Genomic DNA, 16,372 nt, shown 5'->3' with positions numbered 1-16,372 from the left:
CCCCGCCGCGCCGCCCGGGACGGCGCGGCGGAATCCCTTGTTTCCTTCTGATGCGCCTTGCGTTAAAGGCTGCGCAACCGAGTTGAAGGAGCCAAGTGATGACCAGCGGCAAGAACGGCCTGACCTATGCAGACGCAGGCGTGGACATTGATGCGGGCAACGCCCTGGTTGACCGGATCAAGCCGGCTGCCAAGCGCACCAACCGCTCTGGCGTGGCCGGCGGCCTGGGCGGCTTTGGCGCGCTGTTCGACCTGAAGGCCGCAGGCTACAGCGACCCGATCCTGGTCGGCGCCACCGACGGCGTTGGCACCAAGCTGCGGATTGCCATCGACACCGGTGTGGTGGACGGCGTTGGCATCGATCTGGTGGCAATGTGCGTGAACGACCTGGTCTGCCAGGGTGCTGAGCCGCTGTTCTTCCTCGACTATTTCGCCACTGGCAAGCTGGAAACAGACGTCGCCGCGCGCATCATCGAGGGCATCGCCGAGGGCTGCGTGCGCTCTGGCTGCGCGCTGATCGGCGGCGAGACCGCTGAAATGCCGGGCATGTACCCCGAGGGTGATTTCGACCTCGCAGGCTTTGCCGTCGGTGCCATGGAACGCGGCACTGCACTGCCCGAAGGCGTGCAGGAAGGCGACGTTCTCTTGGGCCTGGCCTCTGACGGCGTGCATTCCAACGGCTATTCGCTGGTGCGCAAGCTGGTGGAGGTCTCGGGCCTCGGCTGGGACGCTGATTGCCCATTTGGCGAAGGCTCCCTGGGCGCGGTGCTGCTGACCCCGACGCGCCTTTACGTCAAGCAGTGCCTGGCGGCTGTGCGGGCAGGGGGCGTTCACGCGCTGGCCCATATCACCGGCGGGGGCCTGACCGAGAACCTGCCGCGGGTGCTGCCCGAAGATCTGGGTGCAGACATCGACCTGAACGCTTGGGAATTGCCGCCCGTATTCAAATGGATGGCAGAAACCGGCAATATCGCCGAAGCAGAAATGCTGAAGACCTTCAACTGCGGCATTGGCATGATCCTGTCTGTCTCGGCCGACCGTGCCGATGCGCTGACCGAAGTGCTGGCCGCCGAAGGCGAGACCGTGTCGCGCCTGGGCACCGTGACCGCAGGCGCCGGCATGCGCTATTCGGGCAAGCTGCTGTGAGCCACAAGAAAGTCGCCATCCTGATTTCCGGCGGCGGCTCCAACATGGTGTCGCTGCTGGAAAGCATGACCGGAGACCATCCGGCGCGCCCCTGCCTGGTCTTGTCCAACAACGCCGATGCAGGCGGGCTGGCCAAGGCCGCGGCGGCGGGTGTGGCCACTGCCGTTGTCGACCACCGCCCGTTCAAGGACGACCGCGCAGCCTTTGAGGCCGAGCTGGTGAAGCCGATCTTTGAGGCCGGGGCAGACATCGTCTGCCTGGCCGGCTTCATGCGGGTGCTGACCGCCGGTTTCGTGTCGCAGTTCGAAGGCCGGATGCTGAACATCCATCCCTCGCTGCTGCCCAAGTACAAGGGGCTGCACACCCATGCCCGCGCGCTGGAGGCGGGCGACGCCGAGCATGGCTGCTCTGTGCACGAGGTGACGCCGCGCCTCGATGACGGGCCGCTCCTGGGCCAGGCCCGGGTGCCGGTGCTGGAGGGCGACACGCCCGATGTGCTGGCCGCACGGGTGCTGGTCGAAGAGCACAAACTCTATCCGGCGGTGCTGCGCCGTTTTGCCGCTGGAGACAAAACGCCGGTTCTGCTGGGCTGAGGCCCGGCTGATTGCAATGCCGGGGCCAAGCGCGTATCACATCCTGACCCTCACGAGATTGAAAAGCCGTTTTTGATGAAAACTCTGACATCTACCGAAGAATTGCAGGCCTTTTGCGAGGCTGCTGCCCAGCATCCCTATGTCACGGTGGATACCGAGTTTCTGCGCGAGCGGACCTATTACTCCAAGCTCTGCCTGATCCAGCTGGCCTTTTCCGGCGATGGCGAAAACGACGCGGTGCTGGTGGATCCGCTGGCCGAGGGCATCTCGCTGGAACCGCTCTATGACCTGTTCCGCAACGAGAATGTCGTGAAGGTGTTCCACGCCGCGCGCCAGGACTTGGAGATCTTCTGGGTCGACGCGCAGGTCTTCCCCAAGCCGCTGTTTGACACCCAGGTGGCGGCGATGGTTTGCGGCTTTGGCGAGCAGGCGGGCTATGAGACGCTGGTGCGCAAGATCGTCAAGCAGGGCCTGGACAAGACCTCGCGTTTCACCGACTGGTCGCGCCGCCCGCTGAGCGAGGCGCAAAAGACCTATGCGCTGGCGGACGTGACCCATCTGCGCAAGATCTACGAGTTTCTGGCGGCTGAGCTGGACAAGAGCGGCCGGGCTCACTGGGTGACCGAAGAGCTGCAGGTGCTGACCGATCCGGCGACCTATGACATCCGCCCCGAGGACGCCTGGAAACGGGTGAAAACCCGCACCACCTCGGGCAAGTTCCTGGCCGTTGTGCGGGAACTGGCGGCGTTCCGCGAGAGCTACGCCCAAACCAACAACGTGCCGCGCAACCGGGTGTTCAAGGATGACGCGCTGGTGGAGCTGGCCTCGACCAAGCCGCGCAACCCGGGCGAGCTGGGCGGTTCCCGCCTGCTGCTGCGCGAGGCGCGCAAGGGGGCGATTGCCGAGGGCATCCTTCAAGCCGTTGCCAAAGGCGTTGCCTGCCCGGCGGAAAAGCAGCCCAAGATGGACCGCAGCAAGGAAAAGCTGCAGGTGAACCCGGCGCTGGCGGACCTCCTGCGGGTGCTGCTGAAGGCCAAGACCGAAGCCGAAGGCGTTGCTGCCAAGCTGATTGCCCCGAGCGCTGATCTGGATGCCATTGCCGCAGGCCTGCGCGATGTTCCGGCCCTCAGCGGCTGGCGGCGCGAAGTCTTCGGCGCCGATGCGCTGCGCCTGTGCGACGGCGAGATCGGCCTTGCGGCCAAGGGGCAGGACGTGAAAGTGGTAGAGCTCTAAGCACTGACACATGCAAGAAAAGAAAACGCCCGCAACCGCGGGCGTTTTTTGCTTTCAGATTAAGCTTGCCGGGATCAGCGGCGGCGGCTTTCGCGGGCGTTCTCAGTGCCGTTCACCCGAACCGTGCGGATGCCTTCCAGATCCTGTTCTGTAACGGTGCGGGCGGCATGCACAGTGCGGCTGAACTCGCTGCCGGTGGGCGTCTGAAACTCGGGGTAAACAACCCGGAAGTCATAGGCGAGCACGCCGTCCTCGGGCAGTTCCACCGGGCGCAGTTCCACGTTGTAGGCGCCCTGGCGGCTGGCAATTGCGGTGGCATAGATGATGGCACCTGCAGCGGTCCGCTCGATTCGCAGATCAGAGATCCGGCTGATGAGGACAGTGACGTCCTCGGGCTCCGGACGGGCAAAAATACCGCGGGCATTGCTGTCCTGCGGCAGCAGCGGATTGGTGTTTGCTGCCGGTTCCACGGCTGCCGGTTCGGAGCTGCCGAACCAGTTGGACGGGTTGAGCCGTGAATCCTTCCAGCCGCAGCCCGCCAGCACCAGCGCCGAGGCCAATGTGATCGCCAAAGGTTTGTTCATCTGTCCCCGCCCCAAAATAAATTCCTTGCAAGGGATTACCCGATTGGCTGCGGCTTGAAAAGCGGTTGAAATGGGGCGGGCAGGGGCTTAGGTGCTGATCTGCCCCAGGATGCGTTATTGAGGATTGACCGGCGATGGCCACAGCTGCCTTTGAAGAGATCGTGGAAGACTTCGAGTTCATGGAGGACTGGGAGGACCGCTACCGCCATGTGATCGACCTGGGCAAGGCGATGGAGCCGCTGGACGAGGCGCTGAAAGTGCCTGCGACCAAGGTCGATGGCTGTGCCAGCCAGGTCTGGCTGCACGCGGCAATCGAGGGCGGCGAATTCCGGTTTGATGGCGACAGCGACGCAATGATCGTGCGCGGGCTGATTGCGGTGCTGCGCTGCCTCTACAATGGCCTGCCGGTGCAGGAAGTGGCTGCCGTGGACGCCAAGGCTGAGCTGGGGCGGCTGGGGCTGAACGAGCACCTGTCCTCGCAGCGCTCCAATGGCTTGCGGGCGATGATCGAGCGGGTCCGTGAAACAGCGATGGCGCAGGCCTGACGTACGCGGGCGAGGGGCCGGCCCCTCGTCGTCATTGGGCTCGAACAGATGGCGCCGCAATGACGACCCCTGGAGTATTTCAGGAAAGATGAAAGGCTACCGGGCCCAGTTCGTCATGGCGGCTTCCAGGTCGCCGTAGCCGGTGTGGCGGTGTTCGAACTCAAGTCCCATGCGCTCGGCGCATTCCTGTGCCTTTTCCATCAGCCTGGGGTCATTGACCTGTGACTGGTAGACCAGCTTGGTGTAATTGCCGAAGACCATATCCCGCAGTTCAGGGTTCTTATCGAGCCCCATCGGGCGCCAGACAAAGGCGTCGAACTGCTTGACCAGGAAATCCGTCAGGTAGAAGGCGGTGATTTCCCCTTCCTCGGAATGGCGGGCAAAGGTTTCATTGCCTTCGAAGAAGGAGTAGCAGTGCGGGCCTGCCACCATTTCGACGCCCAGCTCTTGGCATTTGCGCTCCAGCGCGCCGCCGGTGCCGCAGTCGGCGTAGACCACGAAGATCTTGTCATAAACCGCTGAATGCTTGGCCACGGCACCGTCAACGGCGTCAACGATTTGCTCCGGGTAAAGGTGCAGCTTGGCGGGCAGGCAGGTGAGGTCGATGTGATCCATGCCGTTTGCGTCCTTGATGGCAAGGATCTCGCGCGCCAGCGCGCCGCAGGCAATCAGCAGGATGCGGCCGGTCTTCTTTTCGGGCGCGGCCAGGCCCTGTTCGGTGAGGGAAGCTTCCTCAAGCGTCCGCCCGGTGGGGGGGCGGAAGGCAGCCCGCTCTGTCAAGCGGGCTGCGCGTCCTTTACGTGCCAAATCAGGCGCTCATCGAGTTGTGCTTGCGCGCAACGAAGTCCTTGGCCATTTCCACGGCCACGGCTGCGTCACGGCAATAGCCGTCGGCGCCGATTGCCTTGCCGAACTCTTCGTTCAGCGGCGCGCCGCCAACCAGCACGATGTAGTCTTCGCGCAGGCCCTGCTCGACCATGGTGTCGATGACCACTTTCATGTAGGGCATGGTGGTGGTCAGCAGAGCGGACATGCCGAGGATGTCCGGCTTGTGCTCTTCCATGGCTTCCAGGTAGTTCTCGACCGGGTTGTTGATGCCGATGTCGACAACCTCGAAGCCTGCGCCTTCCATCATCATGGAAACCAGGTTCTTGCCGATGTCGTGGATGTCGCCCTTGACGGTGCCGATGACCATGGAGCCCACGCGCGGCGCGCCGGTTTCGGCCAGCAGCGGCTTCAGGATGGCCATGCCGCCCTTCATCGCGTTGGCCGCAAGCAGCACTTCCGGAACGAACAGGATGCCGTCGCGGAAGTCGGCGCCGACGATGGTCATGCCGCCAACCAGCGCTTTGGTCAGAATGTCGTAGGGCGTCCAGCCGCGCTCGAGAAGGATGTTCACGCCTTCTTCGATTTCCTCTTTGAGACCATCATAGAGGTCATCAAACATCTGCTGAACAAGTTCCTCGTCATCGAGTTCAGAGAGGATGATGTCTTCTTCGTCCGACATTCGCTTAATCCTTGCTTACGGGGCGGGATGCCCCGTGTTGGCCTAGTTTTGGAACTTTTGTGACAGAATGCCGCCGCTCGACTGCATTGTTTGCGACATTGCTGTTGTCCGAACCGACCTATAGGAGGAAATTCGGCTGATTGATACTTCAGATTATGCATGAAAATCTTCAGTTCTGCGCATTTGTTCTTTATTTGTTCTTGCTGCAAGTGCATAATCAAGCCATGCCTTACCACAGCGTTTCCGACCCCATGCGACGCAAAGCGCGCGCCAGTCTCAGCAATGCGGCAGGCCGCTACGAACAGGCGCGGGATACTGTCGATGATGGCTGGTTTCAGGATGCGGATCCGGAAGTGATTCCCACCGAGGTGCGGGAGGAAGCAGCGCGGTCGCTGATCACCTATAACCGGTCTCCCGACCTGCCGTTCGACCGTTCCATCAATCCGTACCGGGGCTGCGAGCACGGCTGCATCTATTGTTTTGCCCGTCCGACCCATGCCTATCTGGGGCTGTCGCCGGGCATGGATTTTGAAACCCGGCTGGTGGCCCGGCCCAACGCAGCGGCGGTGCTGCGCAAGGAGCTGTCGGCGCCGCGCTACAGGGTGGCCACACTGGCTTTGGGAACCAACACCGATCCCTATCAGCCCTGCGAACGGGACTATGGCATCACCCGCGCCTGCCTGGAGGTGCTGCGCGATTTCAACCACCCGGTGGCGATCGTGACCAAGGGCGCGATGGTGGAGCGCGACCTGGACATCCTGGCGCCGATGGCGGCCAGGGGGCTGGTGCGGGTGGGAATTTCCGTCACCACCCTGGATCCGGACCTGTCGCGGCGGATGGAGCCGCGGGCGCCGCTGCCCGCACGGCGGCTGGCAGCCATCCGGCGGCTGACCGATGCAGGTGTGCCGGTGCGGATCATGACCTCGCCCGTTGTTCCGGGGCTGACAGATCATGAGCTGGAGGCGCTGCTGGCTGCCGGGGCAGAAGCGGGGGCGGATGCCGCCAGCTGGATCATGCTGCGGCTGCCGCGGGAAGTGTCGGAGCTGTGGCAGGAATGGCTGGCCGAGCATGAGCCTGGCCGCGCCGCCAAGGTAATGGCACGGCTGCGGGAGATGCACGGCGGCCGGGATTATGATCCGCGCTGGGGCCACCGGATGCGGGGCGAGGGGCGGTATGCGGAAATGATCGCCCAGCGGTTCAAGGCCGCGTGCAAACGTTTGGAGCTGAAGGAGCGGACGGCTGACCTGCGGGCTGACCTGTTTGCACGCCCGCCGCAGCCGGGGGACCAGCTCGCCCTGTTCTGACTCATAGTTGAAACCCGCAGCGGCGCATCTGTGCTATGCTGAAGGGGCAATGACGGAAAGGAAGGTGTCTCATGACGTCTGTTGCGATCAAAGCACGGGTCACGGGCCGGGTGCAGGGCGTGGCTTTCCGCACCTGGGCCAGGGCAGAGGCGGTGCGCCACGGGCTCTCCGGCTGGATCCGCAATGAGCCGGACGGGTCCGTACGGGCCCTGCTGATGGGGCCGGCCGCCAGCGTGGCCGATATGGTGCGCCGGATGGGCCGCGGGCCGGGCGCGGCGGCGGTAAAGGATGTTCTCACCGAACGCACGGAGCCCGAACCGGGGCTGACTGAGTTCCGGATCGTCAAGTAGGCTGATCCGCCTGAAGCAGCGCCAAAGAAAAGAACGGCCTGCAGCGGCTGCTGCCGGTGTGCCTATGGCTGGGCCTCTCTGGGCAGACCATATGTTCGCCCCCCAATAAAACGGATACGGCGCCGCATGTATGCGGCGCCGTATCTTGCTCATAAATCAGAGTGTTTCCCGCTTTACGCGGCCCCGCAGGCTCAGGCGCGGCGGCGGCGGCGGGAGCGGCGCTCGCCGCCTGCATTTGCATCTTCGCCGGTGCCATCGCTGTCAGAGGTGAAGGGACCCAGGACTTCGACGATCTCCTCCAGCGCCGGGCGGTCGCCGCGCGGCCGGGTGTCCAGCGCTTCGCGCATGGCGCTGAGGTGGGCCGGCATTGTGCCGCAGCAGCCGCCAATGATCTTGGCGCCGGCATTGCGGGCCATGACCGCATATTCGCCCATCAGTTCCGGGGTGCCGTCATAATGAATGTGGCCGTCGACATATTTCGGTATGCCCGCGTTGCCCTTGGAGATCACCGGGCGCTCGGTGCCTTGCGCGGCAAAGCCCAGAACGGTGCGCAGAATGTCGGATGCGCCGGTGCCGCAGTTGGCGCCAAAGGCCAGCGGGGCATTGTCAAACTCTTCCACCAGCTGGGCCAGATCCGCCGAAGTCACACCCATCATGGTGCGTCCTGCGGTGTCAAAGCTCATGGTGCCGCACCAGGGCATGCCGGCCAGTTTGAACGCTTCTGCAGCAGCGCGGAACTCTTCCGGGGCCGAGATGGTCTCGACCCACAGCACATCCGCGCCGCCTTCCTTCAGGGCGTCTGCCTGCTCATGGAACATTTCCACTGCGAGGGAATGGGACATCTCGCCGACGGGCTGAAAAATCTCACCGGTCGGGCCGACCGAGCCGGCCACCGCAATTTTGCGCTCCGCCTTGTCGGCAACTTCGCGGCCGAGTTCTGCAGCGGCGCGGTTCAGCTCGCGCACCCGGCCTTGGGCGTCGTGCAGCTTGAGGCGCGCTGCGGTGCCGCCAAAGCTGTTGGTCAGGAACAGGTCGCTGCCCGCATCCACCGACCCCTGATACAGCGCCATGATCTTCTTGGGCTCATCGGTGTTCCACAATTCAGGCGCATCGCCGGATTGCAGCCCCATAGCAAACAGGTTGGTGCCGGTCGCACCGTCCGCCAGCAGAACGTCTTTGGTCTCTAGCAAATGAGTGAAGGTGTTGGTCATAGCTCATGTCCCGATCAGGGGCCGCCGCAAAACGGAGTGCGGGCGGCTGGTAGGTCTGGTGTTCTCTCTCATGCCGTATGGGCAAGCGCAATTTCATTTTCTTCATCTTCATTATGAGTTTGCGCACCTCCGGCTGCCGGCAGCACCGCGGGCGGTCGGTGCACAAGGCGCACAAGTTCGGCAATGCAGAGCGCCATCTGCAGCCAGCCTGGCGCCGCCATGTAGCGGGGTTCCCATGACGGGGCAAAACAGGTCTTGAACCGGCGCAGGCCCCGGTCGACGCCTTTGGCCAGCCGGTGATCCGGGACTGCAGCCAGCGACAGGCGGCTGATCCCGGCGGCGGCGGCTGAAGCAATTCCTGCGCGTACCAGTGCGTGGCCGGCGCCGTCCGGCGCATCCGGGCGCAGGCGGATCAGGTCGAGGCACCATTCGCGCGAAGATGCATGGAAGCTGGCGAAACCGATCAGTTTCCCCTCCAGGAAGGCCAGAACAATTTCTTGCCCGGCGACGTAGCCTGGCTCGAACCGGCCCATCGTTGTGCCATAGGCGGTTCCGTGGGCGGCCTGCCAGGCTGCGTCCACCTCTTGCATCTGATCAAGCGGCAGCGAGGCGCCTGCCGAAAAGGCCTCCAGCCCGGCCTTTTCCGCGTGGCGCAGTTTGCGGCGCAGCTGGCGGCGGCTGGATCCCTTTTCGGCGAAGGCCAAAGGGTTCAGCACGGCCTCTTCGGCAATCCGCAGAACCCGCCATCCGGCCTTGCGCGCCTCTAATGCAGTGCGGGGGGCGCACTTATAGTAGCAGGCGGCAGCATTGCGGCTGCGGGCGTGGGCCGCCAGCGGGGCAAATGTCTCCTGGGTGATGCCGGAGAGGGGGTCAAACAGCGCGACCGAGGCTTGCGGCGTGTTCAGCAGCGCCACCTGATTGAGGCCGAAAGCCTGCACATGGCCGCCGTTTTGCCGGATGATTCCGGCTTCAGAGCATGTCCGGTCTTTGGGGAGAGCAGCGGGCGACAAAGCGCGGCTGCCTAGCAGATCCGTGTCTTCCAGGGGCTTGTTGCGCACCGGGATGAGGCCGGGGAAGATCAGCAGCAGGCCTGCCAGAACGGCCGGAACAGCGTAATAGACCAGCCGGAAGGCCAGCAGCCCGGCAATCAGCGTGCTGTCAGGCACCGCGGGAAGCAATGCACAGAGGGCAAGTTCAAACGGGCCCGCACCGCCTGGAGCGGAGGAGACGACTGCCAGCCCCAGCGCCACGGCATAGGCCGTCAGGAGCGGTGCCCAGGAGACGCCTGCGCCTTCCGGCAGCAGCAGCCACAGGGCGGTGCCGGCTGCTGCAACGTCCGCAACCGCCCAGAACCCCAGCGCGGCCATGGCCGTCAGCGAAGGCCAGCGCAGCTTGATCCGGAACAGGGGCATTTCCGGGTGAAGAAAGCTGGCAGCCGCAATGGCCGTGGCTGCCAGAAGGATCAGCCCCCCGGCCCAGGACAGGCCCGGCGCAGGCGGGGCCAGGATCAGAGCCGCGCCGCAAATCACTGAAAGCGCGGCTAGAAAAGTAGCCGCGACCAGGGCTGTCAGCTGGCCTGCCTGCAGCGGCGAAAGCCCCGGCAGCAGCCGCCAGCGGGCGTAGGCGCCTGTAAACAGGCCAAACCCGGCGGTTTGGGAAAAGGCAATCGCCGCGATGCCTGCGCGCCGCGCTTCGGGACCGTCCAGCCCGGTTTGAAGGTGCCGATGGGCGACGGAATCATAGCGTCCCAGGGCCCAGAAGCTGAGTGCGGTTGCCAAGGCTGCGCCTGCCCACTTCCAGGCAGGCAGCCCGGCCAGAACGGCGCCCAGCTCGGCCAGCGGCGGTAGCTCTGTCTGCGCCCGCAGCAGCCAAAGGCAGACCCCCATGACCAGAAACGGCACAGTGAGCCTGATCAGCCGCGCGGCCGGTCTGCGGGCGGGCGATTTTGAAAACAGCATAACAATCCTGAGCTGGCAGAGCAGAAAGGCAGTCTGCGCCAGTCTAGGTGCAGCGGTTTTCAGTTGGGTTAACCTGTAAAATTGTGCGCGGAAATACTTATGGAGCCTCTGCCCTGTGCGCCAGATCGCCAGATCAGGCCTGCGCCGGGCGGTCAGTGCCAGCGCAAGTCAGGCCGACAGTCAGGCGGTGGCCGGAGGGTGCCGGTTCAGCCGTCCTCTTGCAGGATCTCTTCCTGGGCCTGCGGCATCATCTCGCGGATCTTGCCGCGGATCTGCTCCTGAGTGGCCCGGTAGCCGAGATCGCCGTACAGCTTGCGCACCAGATCCTCGTGGCCTGCTTCTTCAAGATCGGCGGCAACAACGGTTTGGGCATACTCATCTGCGGCAGACCCGGTTTTGCCCAAAAGCTCAGCCGCCCAAAGCCCAACCAGCTTGTTGCGGCGCGCACGCGCTTTGAACTGCATTTCCTCATCATGCGCGAATTTGGCTTCGAAGGCCTGCTCGCGTTCGTCGAATGTCGTCATGGCTGATCCTCTTTAACCGCTTTTCACCTTTGTAATGATAGGAGCGTGATCCCCCTCCAGGGCAAGAAAAAACTGAGCCGGTCAAAGCCCTTGTCTGACGCAGCCTGCCGGGAGCACGCCCGCCGGCCTGCCGCGGGGGCAGGCCGAAGCGCTGCCATGGGCGCTGACAGGCAAGGGCCGGCCCGCAGCAAGCTTGCGGCGCGGCCCCCCTTGCACTATGAGGGCGGCACATCGCAGGGCCGGATTCCCGGCATTGACCCGAAAGGTTCCCAATGGCGCGCCGCAAGAAAATCTACGAAGGCAAGGCAAAGACACTGTACGAAGGCCCCGAGCCGGGCACCATTGTGCAGTATTTCAAGGACGATGCCACCGCTTTCAATGCTGAAAAGCACGACGTGATCGAGGGCAAGGGCGTCCTGAACAACATCCTCAGCGAGTTCTTCATGCTGGGCCTGGCGCAGATCGGCGTGCCGACCCATTTCCTGAAGCGTCTGAACATGCGCGAGCAGCTGGTGCGCAGCTGCGAGATCGTGCCGCTGGAAGTGATCGTGCGCAACTATGCGGCGGGCTCCATTTCCAAGCGCCTGGGCATCGACGAAGGCACCCAGCTGCCGCGCCCGATCGTGGAATACTGCTATAAGGACGACGCCCTGGGCGATCCGCTGGTCACCGAGGAGCATATCGCTGCCTTTGGCTGGGCCAGCCAGCAGGACATGGACGACATCCTGAGCCTGGCGCTGCGGGTGAATGACTTCCTGTCCGGTGTGTTCCTGGCGGTGGGCATCCGCCTGGTCGACTTCAAGATCGAGATCGGCCGCGTGTACGAGGGCGACTTCCAGCGCCTGGTGATTGCTGACGAGATCAGCCCCGACAGCTGCCGCCTGTGGGACATCAAGACCGGCCAGAAGCTGGACAAGGACGTGTTCCGCCGCGACCTGGGCAGCCTGACCGATGCCTACAGCGAAGTGGCGCGCCGTCTGGGCGTGATGCCGAACAACCCGCCGGCGCCGGGCAAACCGACGCTGGTGAACTGATCCGGTCCCGCCCTGCTGACAGGGCGGGATTTTGAGTATTTTGCAAAGAAGAAGCCCGCCAGGGCTTCGCCATCGAAAACCTGAGGGATGAAGCGATGAAGGCACGGGTGCATGTGATGCTGAAGAACGGGGTTCTGGATCCGCAGGGCGAGGCGGTGCGCCACGCGCTGGGGGCTCTGGGCTTTGACAAGGTCGAAGGCGTGCGTCAGGGCAAGGTGATCGACCTGGATCTGGCCGAAGGCGCCACCGAGGCCGACGTGACCGCGATGTGCGAGAAGCTGCTGGCCAACACCGTGATCGAATCCTACAGCATCGAGATGGCCTGATGAAAGCGGCGGTTGTTGTTTTCCCGGGCTCGAACTGCGACCGCGATCTGGCGGTGGCGTTTGAGCAGGCCGGTTTCGACGTGTCGATGGTCTGGCACAAGGACAGTGCGCTGCCGGAGGGGGTCGACATCGTCGGCGTGCCGGGCGGCTTTTCCTATGGCGACTACCTGCGCTGCGGCGCCATCGCGGCGCAGTCTCCGATCTGCAAGGCCGTAATTGAGCACGCGGACCGCGGCGGCTATGCCCTCGGCGTCTGCAACGGCTTTCAGATCCTGACCGAAACCGGCGTGCTGCCAGGCGCGCTGCTGCGCAACGCGGGCCTGAAGTACATTTGCCGCACCGTGGGGCTGCAGGTTGCGACCTCTGACAGCGTCTTTACCCAAGGGTACAACGCGGGCGATGTGATCGGGGTGCCGATTGCCCACCACGACGGCAACTATTTTGCCGATGCAGACACCGTCAAGGCACTGCAGGATCAGGACCGTGTTGCCTTCACCTATGAAGAGAACCCCAACGGTTCTGTGGCGGACATCGCAGGCATCCTGTCTGAAAACCGCCGTGTTCTCGGCATGATGCCGCATCCGGAGCGCGCCGCGGACGAGGGCCACGGCGGCACCGACGGGACGGCCATGTTCCGCGCATTGGCCGGCATGGTCACCGCTGCGTGACTTGAGAAGGCGGGGCGGCCGCAATAGGTATAGACTATGACCGCCCCGCGCTCTGATTTGACCAAATCCAAACCCAGAACCGGCTCGCGCACGATTTCGTGGCGCGCCCGGCTGGCGCTTGTGCTGTTCATGGCGGCAGCGGCCATCACGGTCTGGACCACGAACCGGGCGCTGACCCACCGTTTTACCGAAAGCACCCGCAACCGGGCCGAGCTGCGTCTGGCGCTCTATTCCGGCAACCTGCTGAGCGAGCTGCGCCAGCACGCCATCGTGCCGCAGCTGCTGGCGCGCGACCAGACTCTGATCTCGGCGCTGCAATCGAGCGACTTTTCCCTGTCTACCCAGCGGCTGATCTCTTTTGTCGATGAGATCGGCGCCGCCTCGATCATGCTTCTGGCGCAGGACGGGCGCACGGTGGCCGCCACCGACCGCAACCGTCTGGGCGAGAGCCACCGCAACGCGGCCTATTTCGTCGATGCGGTGCGCGCCAAGTCGACCGTGTTCTCGGTGATCCCGCGCGAGGTCGGCGGCTACCGGTTCACGTATTCCCGGCGCATGGTGGATGCCACAGGCGTGCTGGGCGCCATTGTGGTCGAGGTCGACCTGCAGAAGTTCGAGCGGGCCTGGGCAGGGATTTCCGACGCGGTGCTGGTCACCGACAGCACCGGCAATATCATCCTTGCCACTGAGGCACGCTGGCGCGGGTTGAAGGAAGACGACGCGCTGACCCTGCAAACGCCGGAGGGTGCCATCCAGCGGGCGATCCGCGCCACCACCGACTGGACTGCGCTGCCGCCGGACGCCTATCTGCAGGGCGAGGCGGTGATGCGGCTGGAGACCCGGGTGCCGTTCCAGGGGTGGCGGATGGCCTCCTTCACCACCTACGCCTCTGTGCGCGAGCGGGTGAACGCGGTGCTGGCGCTGGAAATCATGGGATTCGCGATCCTTCTGGCGCTGGCCTTCTATGCGCTCAGCCGGAAAACCGCGCTGCGGATGGCGCTGTTCCAGCGCGAGTCGGCAGAGCTTCGCGTATTGAACGCTCGCCTGCAGCGGGAAATTGCCGAGCGGGAGCGGATGCAAAAGACCCTGGCGGTGGCCGAACAGAGCCTGGCGCAGAGCTCGAAACTGGCTGCCTTGGGGGAGATGTCGGCGGCCGTCAGCCACGAATTGAATCAGCCGCTTGCGGCGATGAAAACCTATCTGGCGGGCGCCCGTCTGCTGCTCAATCGCAACCGGCCGGATGAAGCGCTGGCCTCCTTCGGCCGCATCGATGACCTGATTGAGCGGATGGGGGCGATCACCCGCCAGCTGAAGTCTTATGCCCGCAAGGGCGGCGATGCGTTCAGCCCTGTAAACTTGGGCGATGCGCTGGCCTCGAGCCTTTCGATGATGGAGCCGCAGCTGCGCCAGCGGCATGTGAAAATCACCCGGATTTTGCCGGAAGAACCTGTTATGGTGATGGGGGACCGGATGCGGCTGGAACAGGTCATGGTCAACCTCTTGCGCAATGCGCTGGACGCCACCAAGTCGGTGCCGGACCCGGAGGTGGAAATCCTCCTGGCCGCTGGCGAGACCGCGACCCTTTCGGTGCGCGACAACGGGGTGGGGATCAAGGACTTCGACGAGCTGTTCGAGCCCTTCTACACCACCAAGCAGCCCGGCGACGGGGTGGGTTTGGGGCTTGCCATCTCCTCGGGGATCGTCAACGACCTTGGGGGACGGCTGACCGCCCGCAATGGCCAGAACGGCGGCGCGGTCTTTGAGATGCAATTGCCGGTCCTGGTGGACGGCATCGAGGCGGCGGAGTGACCGCAGCCCGCAAGACGTAGGAGAGGACGCGCATGGCACAGGCTATGAAGATCGCGATCGTCGATGATGAACAGGATATGCGGCAGTCGATCAGCCAGTGGCTGGCGCTGTCGGGCTATGACACCGAGACCTTCTCGAGCGCCGAGGAAGCGCTGAAGGTGCTGGGCCCGGATTACCCCGGGATCGTGATTTCCGACATCAAGATGCCTGGCATGGACGGGATGCAGTTCCTGAAAAAGCTGATGGGCAGCGACTCCGCGCTGCCGGTGATCATGATCACCGGCCATGGCGATGTGCCGATGGCGGTCGAAGCAATGCGCGTCGGCGCCTTCGACTTCCTCGAAAAACCGTTCAACCCGGACCGCATGTCGGAACTGGCCAAACGCGCCACCGGCGCCCGCCGCCTGACGCTGGACAACCGGGCCCTGCGGCGCGAGCTGTCCGACGGCGGCCAGATCATGAAAAAGCTGATCGGCCAAAGCCCGGTGATGGAGCGGCTGCGCGAGGACATCCTGGACTTGGGCCAGGCCGACGGCCATGTGCTGATCGACGGCGAAACCGGCACCGGCAAGACGCTGGTCGCCCATGCGCTGCATGCGGTTGGCAGCCGGGCGGGGAAGAAATTCGTGCTGATCTCCTGCGCCGCGCTGGAAGAGGAGGCGCTGGCCAAACGCCTGTTCGGCCCGATGCTGCCGGAAGACAGCATGCTGCCTGCGATCGAGGAAGCGCGCGGCGGCACTCTGGTGCTGGAAGACATCGATGCGTTGTCGGAAACCCTGCAGGCCAAGCTGCTGAGCGTGATCAACGAGCAGGGCACCCCGGCGGAAACCCGGATCATCGCGATCTCCAATCTGCAGGAAGCGGGCAAGACCTGCGAAGACGCGCTGCGCCCGGATCTGTTCTACCGTCTGGCGGCGCTGCGCATCACCGTGCCGCCGCTGCGCCAGCGCGGCGAGGATATCCTGACCCTGTTCACCCGCCTGTCGGAACAGTTCTCCGAAGAATACGGCTGCGACGCTCCGCAGGTCAGCGCCCAGGAAGCCGCGCAGCTGCTGCAGGCGCCCTGGCCGGGCAATGTGCGCCAGCTGATCAATATCGCGGAACGCGCAGTTCTTCAGTCGCGCCGCGGCTCGGGCACCATCGCGTCGCTCCTGATGTCCGATCACGAGGAAATGCAGCCGGTGATGACCACCGAAGGCAAGCCGCTGAAGGAATATGTGGAAGCCTTTGAGCGGATGCTGATCGACAACACCATGCGCCGCCACAAGGGCTCGATTGCCAGCGTAATGGACGAGCTGTGCCTGCCGCGCCGGACCCTGAACGAGAAGATGGCGAAATACGGCCTGCAGCGCTCGGATTACCTGGCCTGACCCAGCCGGTGCCGTTTTCCGGCATGGAAAACGGCACGGAAAATCTGCGCTTACTGTGGTCGAAGTTTCGCAGAATTCCGGTGGTCGGCGGAAAAATTACCTGAAATTAACGGCTTGCCTGCTAAAGGCAGGCTGTTTGCATTTTAAGGCTCTGCAGAGTCGAATGGCCATTGTCATTACCTATCCACAGGCCTTATGCTGACCCAACGGG

Annotated in this window: 17 protein-coding genes; 11 read left to right on the top strand and 6 right to left on the bottom strand. The window is 64.0% G+C overall.

The annotated features are described in order from the left end of the window. Positions 1-98: 98 nt before the first annotated feature. The 3 genes from purM (at position 99) to rnd (ending at position 2,971) form a co-directional block, all read left to right on the top strand. Positions 99-1,145 carry a phosphoribosylformylglycinamidine cyclo-ligase gene (gene purM, locus RA20_RS05415; RefSeq protein WP_039125425.1) on the top strand — a complete coding sequence of 349 codons (1,047 nt, stop codon included), beginning with the start codon at positions 99-101 and terminating at the stop codon, positions 1,143-1,145. Beyond that, a complete protein-coding gene (gene purN / locus RA20_RS05410; protein ID WP_039125423.1) occupies positions 1,142-1,738 on the top strand; it encodes a phosphoribosylglycinamide formyltransferase in 597 nt (198 codons plus the stop codon). Before purM ends, purN begins: the two co-directional genes overlap by 4 nt. Positions 1,739-1,813: 75 nt before the next feature. Beyond that, entirely contained in the window at positions 1,814-2,971 is a 1,158-nt protein-coding gene (gene rnd, locus RA20_RS05405; RefSeq protein ID WP_039125422.1) for a ribonuclease D, read from the top strand. 74 nt (positions 2,972-3,045) lie between these two features. Here rnd and RA20_RS05400 read toward each other — a convergent pair whose 3' ends face one another. Further along, positions 3,046-3,555 (bottom strand): hypothetical protein, encoded by a 510-nt coding sequence (locus RA20_RS05400; protein WP_039125420.1) that lies wholly within the window; start codon positions 3,553-3,555, stop codon positions 3,046-3,048. A gap of 134 nt (positions 3,556-3,689) precedes the next feature. Here RA20_RS05400 and RA20_RS05395 point away from each other — a divergent pair, with 134 nt between their 5' ends. Beyond that, positions 3,690-4,100: a SufE family protein gene (locus RA20_RS05395; protein ID WP_039125418.1), complete on the top strand. Its 411-nt coding sequence runs from the start codon at positions 3,690-3,692 to the stop codon at positions 4,098-4,100. Between the two features lie 96 nt (positions 4,101-4,196). Here RA20_RS05395 and RA20_RS05390 read toward each other — a convergent pair whose 3' ends face one another. Together RA20_RS05390 and RA20_RS05385 are read right to left on the bottom strand one after the other, a co-directional pair. Then, positions 4,197-4,907 (bottom strand): DUF1638 domain-containing protein, encoded by a 711-nt coding sequence (locus tag RA20_RS05390; protein ID WP_039125416.1) that lies wholly within the window; start codon positions 4,905-4,907, stop codon positions 4,197-4,199. Position 4,908: 1 nt separating this feature from the next. Then, positions 4,909-5,607: a corrinoid protein gene (locus RA20_RS05385; protein WP_039125414.1), complete on the bottom strand. Its 699-nt coding sequence runs from the start codon at positions 5,605-5,607 to the stop codon at positions 4,909-4,911. A gap of 251 nt (positions 5,608-5,858) precedes the next feature. Between RA20_RS05385 and RA20_RS05380 the strand changes: the two genes are divergently transcribed. Together RA20_RS05380 and RA20_RS05375 are read left to right on the top strand one after the other, a co-directional pair. Continuing rightward, entirely contained in the window at positions 5,859-6,911 is a 1,053-nt protein-coding gene (locus RA20_RS05380) for a PA0069 family radical SAM protein (RefSeq protein ID WP_193748775.1), read from the top strand. A gap of 71 nt (positions 6,912-6,982) precedes the next feature. Then, positions 6,983-7,261 (top strand): acylphosphatase, encoded by a 279-nt coding sequence (locus tag RA20_RS05375; protein WP_039125412.1) that lies wholly within the window; start codon positions 6,983-6,985, stop codon positions 7,259-7,261. A gap of 191 nt (positions 7,262-7,452) precedes the next feature. Here the strand turns inward: RA20_RS05375 and bmt are convergent, their stop codons facing one another. From bmt to RA20_RS05360, 3 genes are all read right to left on the bottom strand, one after another. Further along, positions 7,453-8,472 (bottom strand): betaine--homocysteine S-methyltransferase, encoded by a 1,020-nt coding sequence (gene bmt / locus RA20_RS05370; protein WP_039125411.1) that lies wholly within the window; start codon positions 8,470-8,472, stop codon positions 7,453-7,455. Positions 8,473-8,540: 68 nt separating this feature from the next. Then, positions 8,541-10,373: a phosphatidylglycerol lysyltransferase domain-containing protein gene (locus RA20_RS05365; protein WP_241482214.1), complete on the bottom strand. Its 1,833-nt coding sequence runs from the start codon at positions 10,371-10,373 to the stop codon at positions 8,541-8,543. 263 nt (positions 10,374-10,636) lie between these two features. Continuing rightward, a complete protein-coding gene (locus tag RA20_RS05360; RefSeq protein WP_039125407.1) occupies positions 10,637-10,954 on the bottom strand; it encodes a DUF1476 domain-containing protein in 318 nt (105 codons plus the stop codon). A 272-nt stretch (positions 10,955-11,226) separates the two neighbouring features. Between RA20_RS05360 and purC the strand changes: the two genes are divergently transcribed. From purC to RA20_RS05335, 5 genes are all read left to right on the top strand, one after another. Further along, positions 11,227-11,988 carry a phosphoribosylaminoimidazolesuccinocarboxamide synthase gene (gene purC / locus RA20_RS05355; protein WP_039125405.1) on the top strand — a complete coding sequence of 254 codons (762 nt, stop codon included), beginning with the start codon at positions 11,227-11,229 and terminating at the stop codon, positions 11,986-11,988. Between the two features lie 95 nt (positions 11,989-12,083). Further along, positions 12,084-12,314 carry a phosphoribosylformylglycinamidine synthase subunit PurS gene (gene purS / locus RA20_RS05350; RefSeq protein WP_019297460.1) on the top strand — a complete coding sequence of 77 codons (231 nt, stop codon included), beginning with the start codon at positions 12,084-12,086 and terminating at the stop codon, positions 12,312-12,314. Then, entirely contained in the window at positions 12,314-12,982 is a 669-nt protein-coding gene (purQ, locus tag RA20_RS05345) for a phosphoribosylformylglycinamidine synthase subunit PurQ (RefSeq protein WP_039125401.1), read from the top strand. Before purS ends, purQ begins: the two co-directional genes overlap by 1 nt. Before the next feature lie 36 nt (positions 12,983-13,018). After that, positions 13,019-14,791, top strand: coding sequence for an ATP-binding protein (locus tag RA20_RS05340; protein WP_039125399.1), 1,773 nt, complete (start codon positions 13,019-13,021; stop codon positions 14,789-14,791). Positions 14,792-14,823: 32 nt separating this feature from the next. After that, positions 14,824-16,161 carry a sigma-54-dependent transcriptional regulator gene (locus RA20_RS05335; protein ID WP_039125397.1) on the top strand — a complete coding sequence of 446 codons (1,338 nt, stop codon included), beginning with the start codon at positions 14,824-14,826 and terminating at the stop codon, positions 16,159-16,161. Positions 16,162-16,372 lie beyond the last annotated feature (211 nt).

Source organism: Leisingera sp. ANG-Vp (assembly GCF_000813725.1).
Taxonomy (GTDB): domain Bacteria; phylum Pseudomonadota; class Alphaproteobacteria; order Rhodobacterales; family Rhodobacteraceae; genus Leisingera.
Note: the sequence above shows the minus strand (reverse complement) of the source record. Positions and strands in the feature narration are given on the sequence as shown.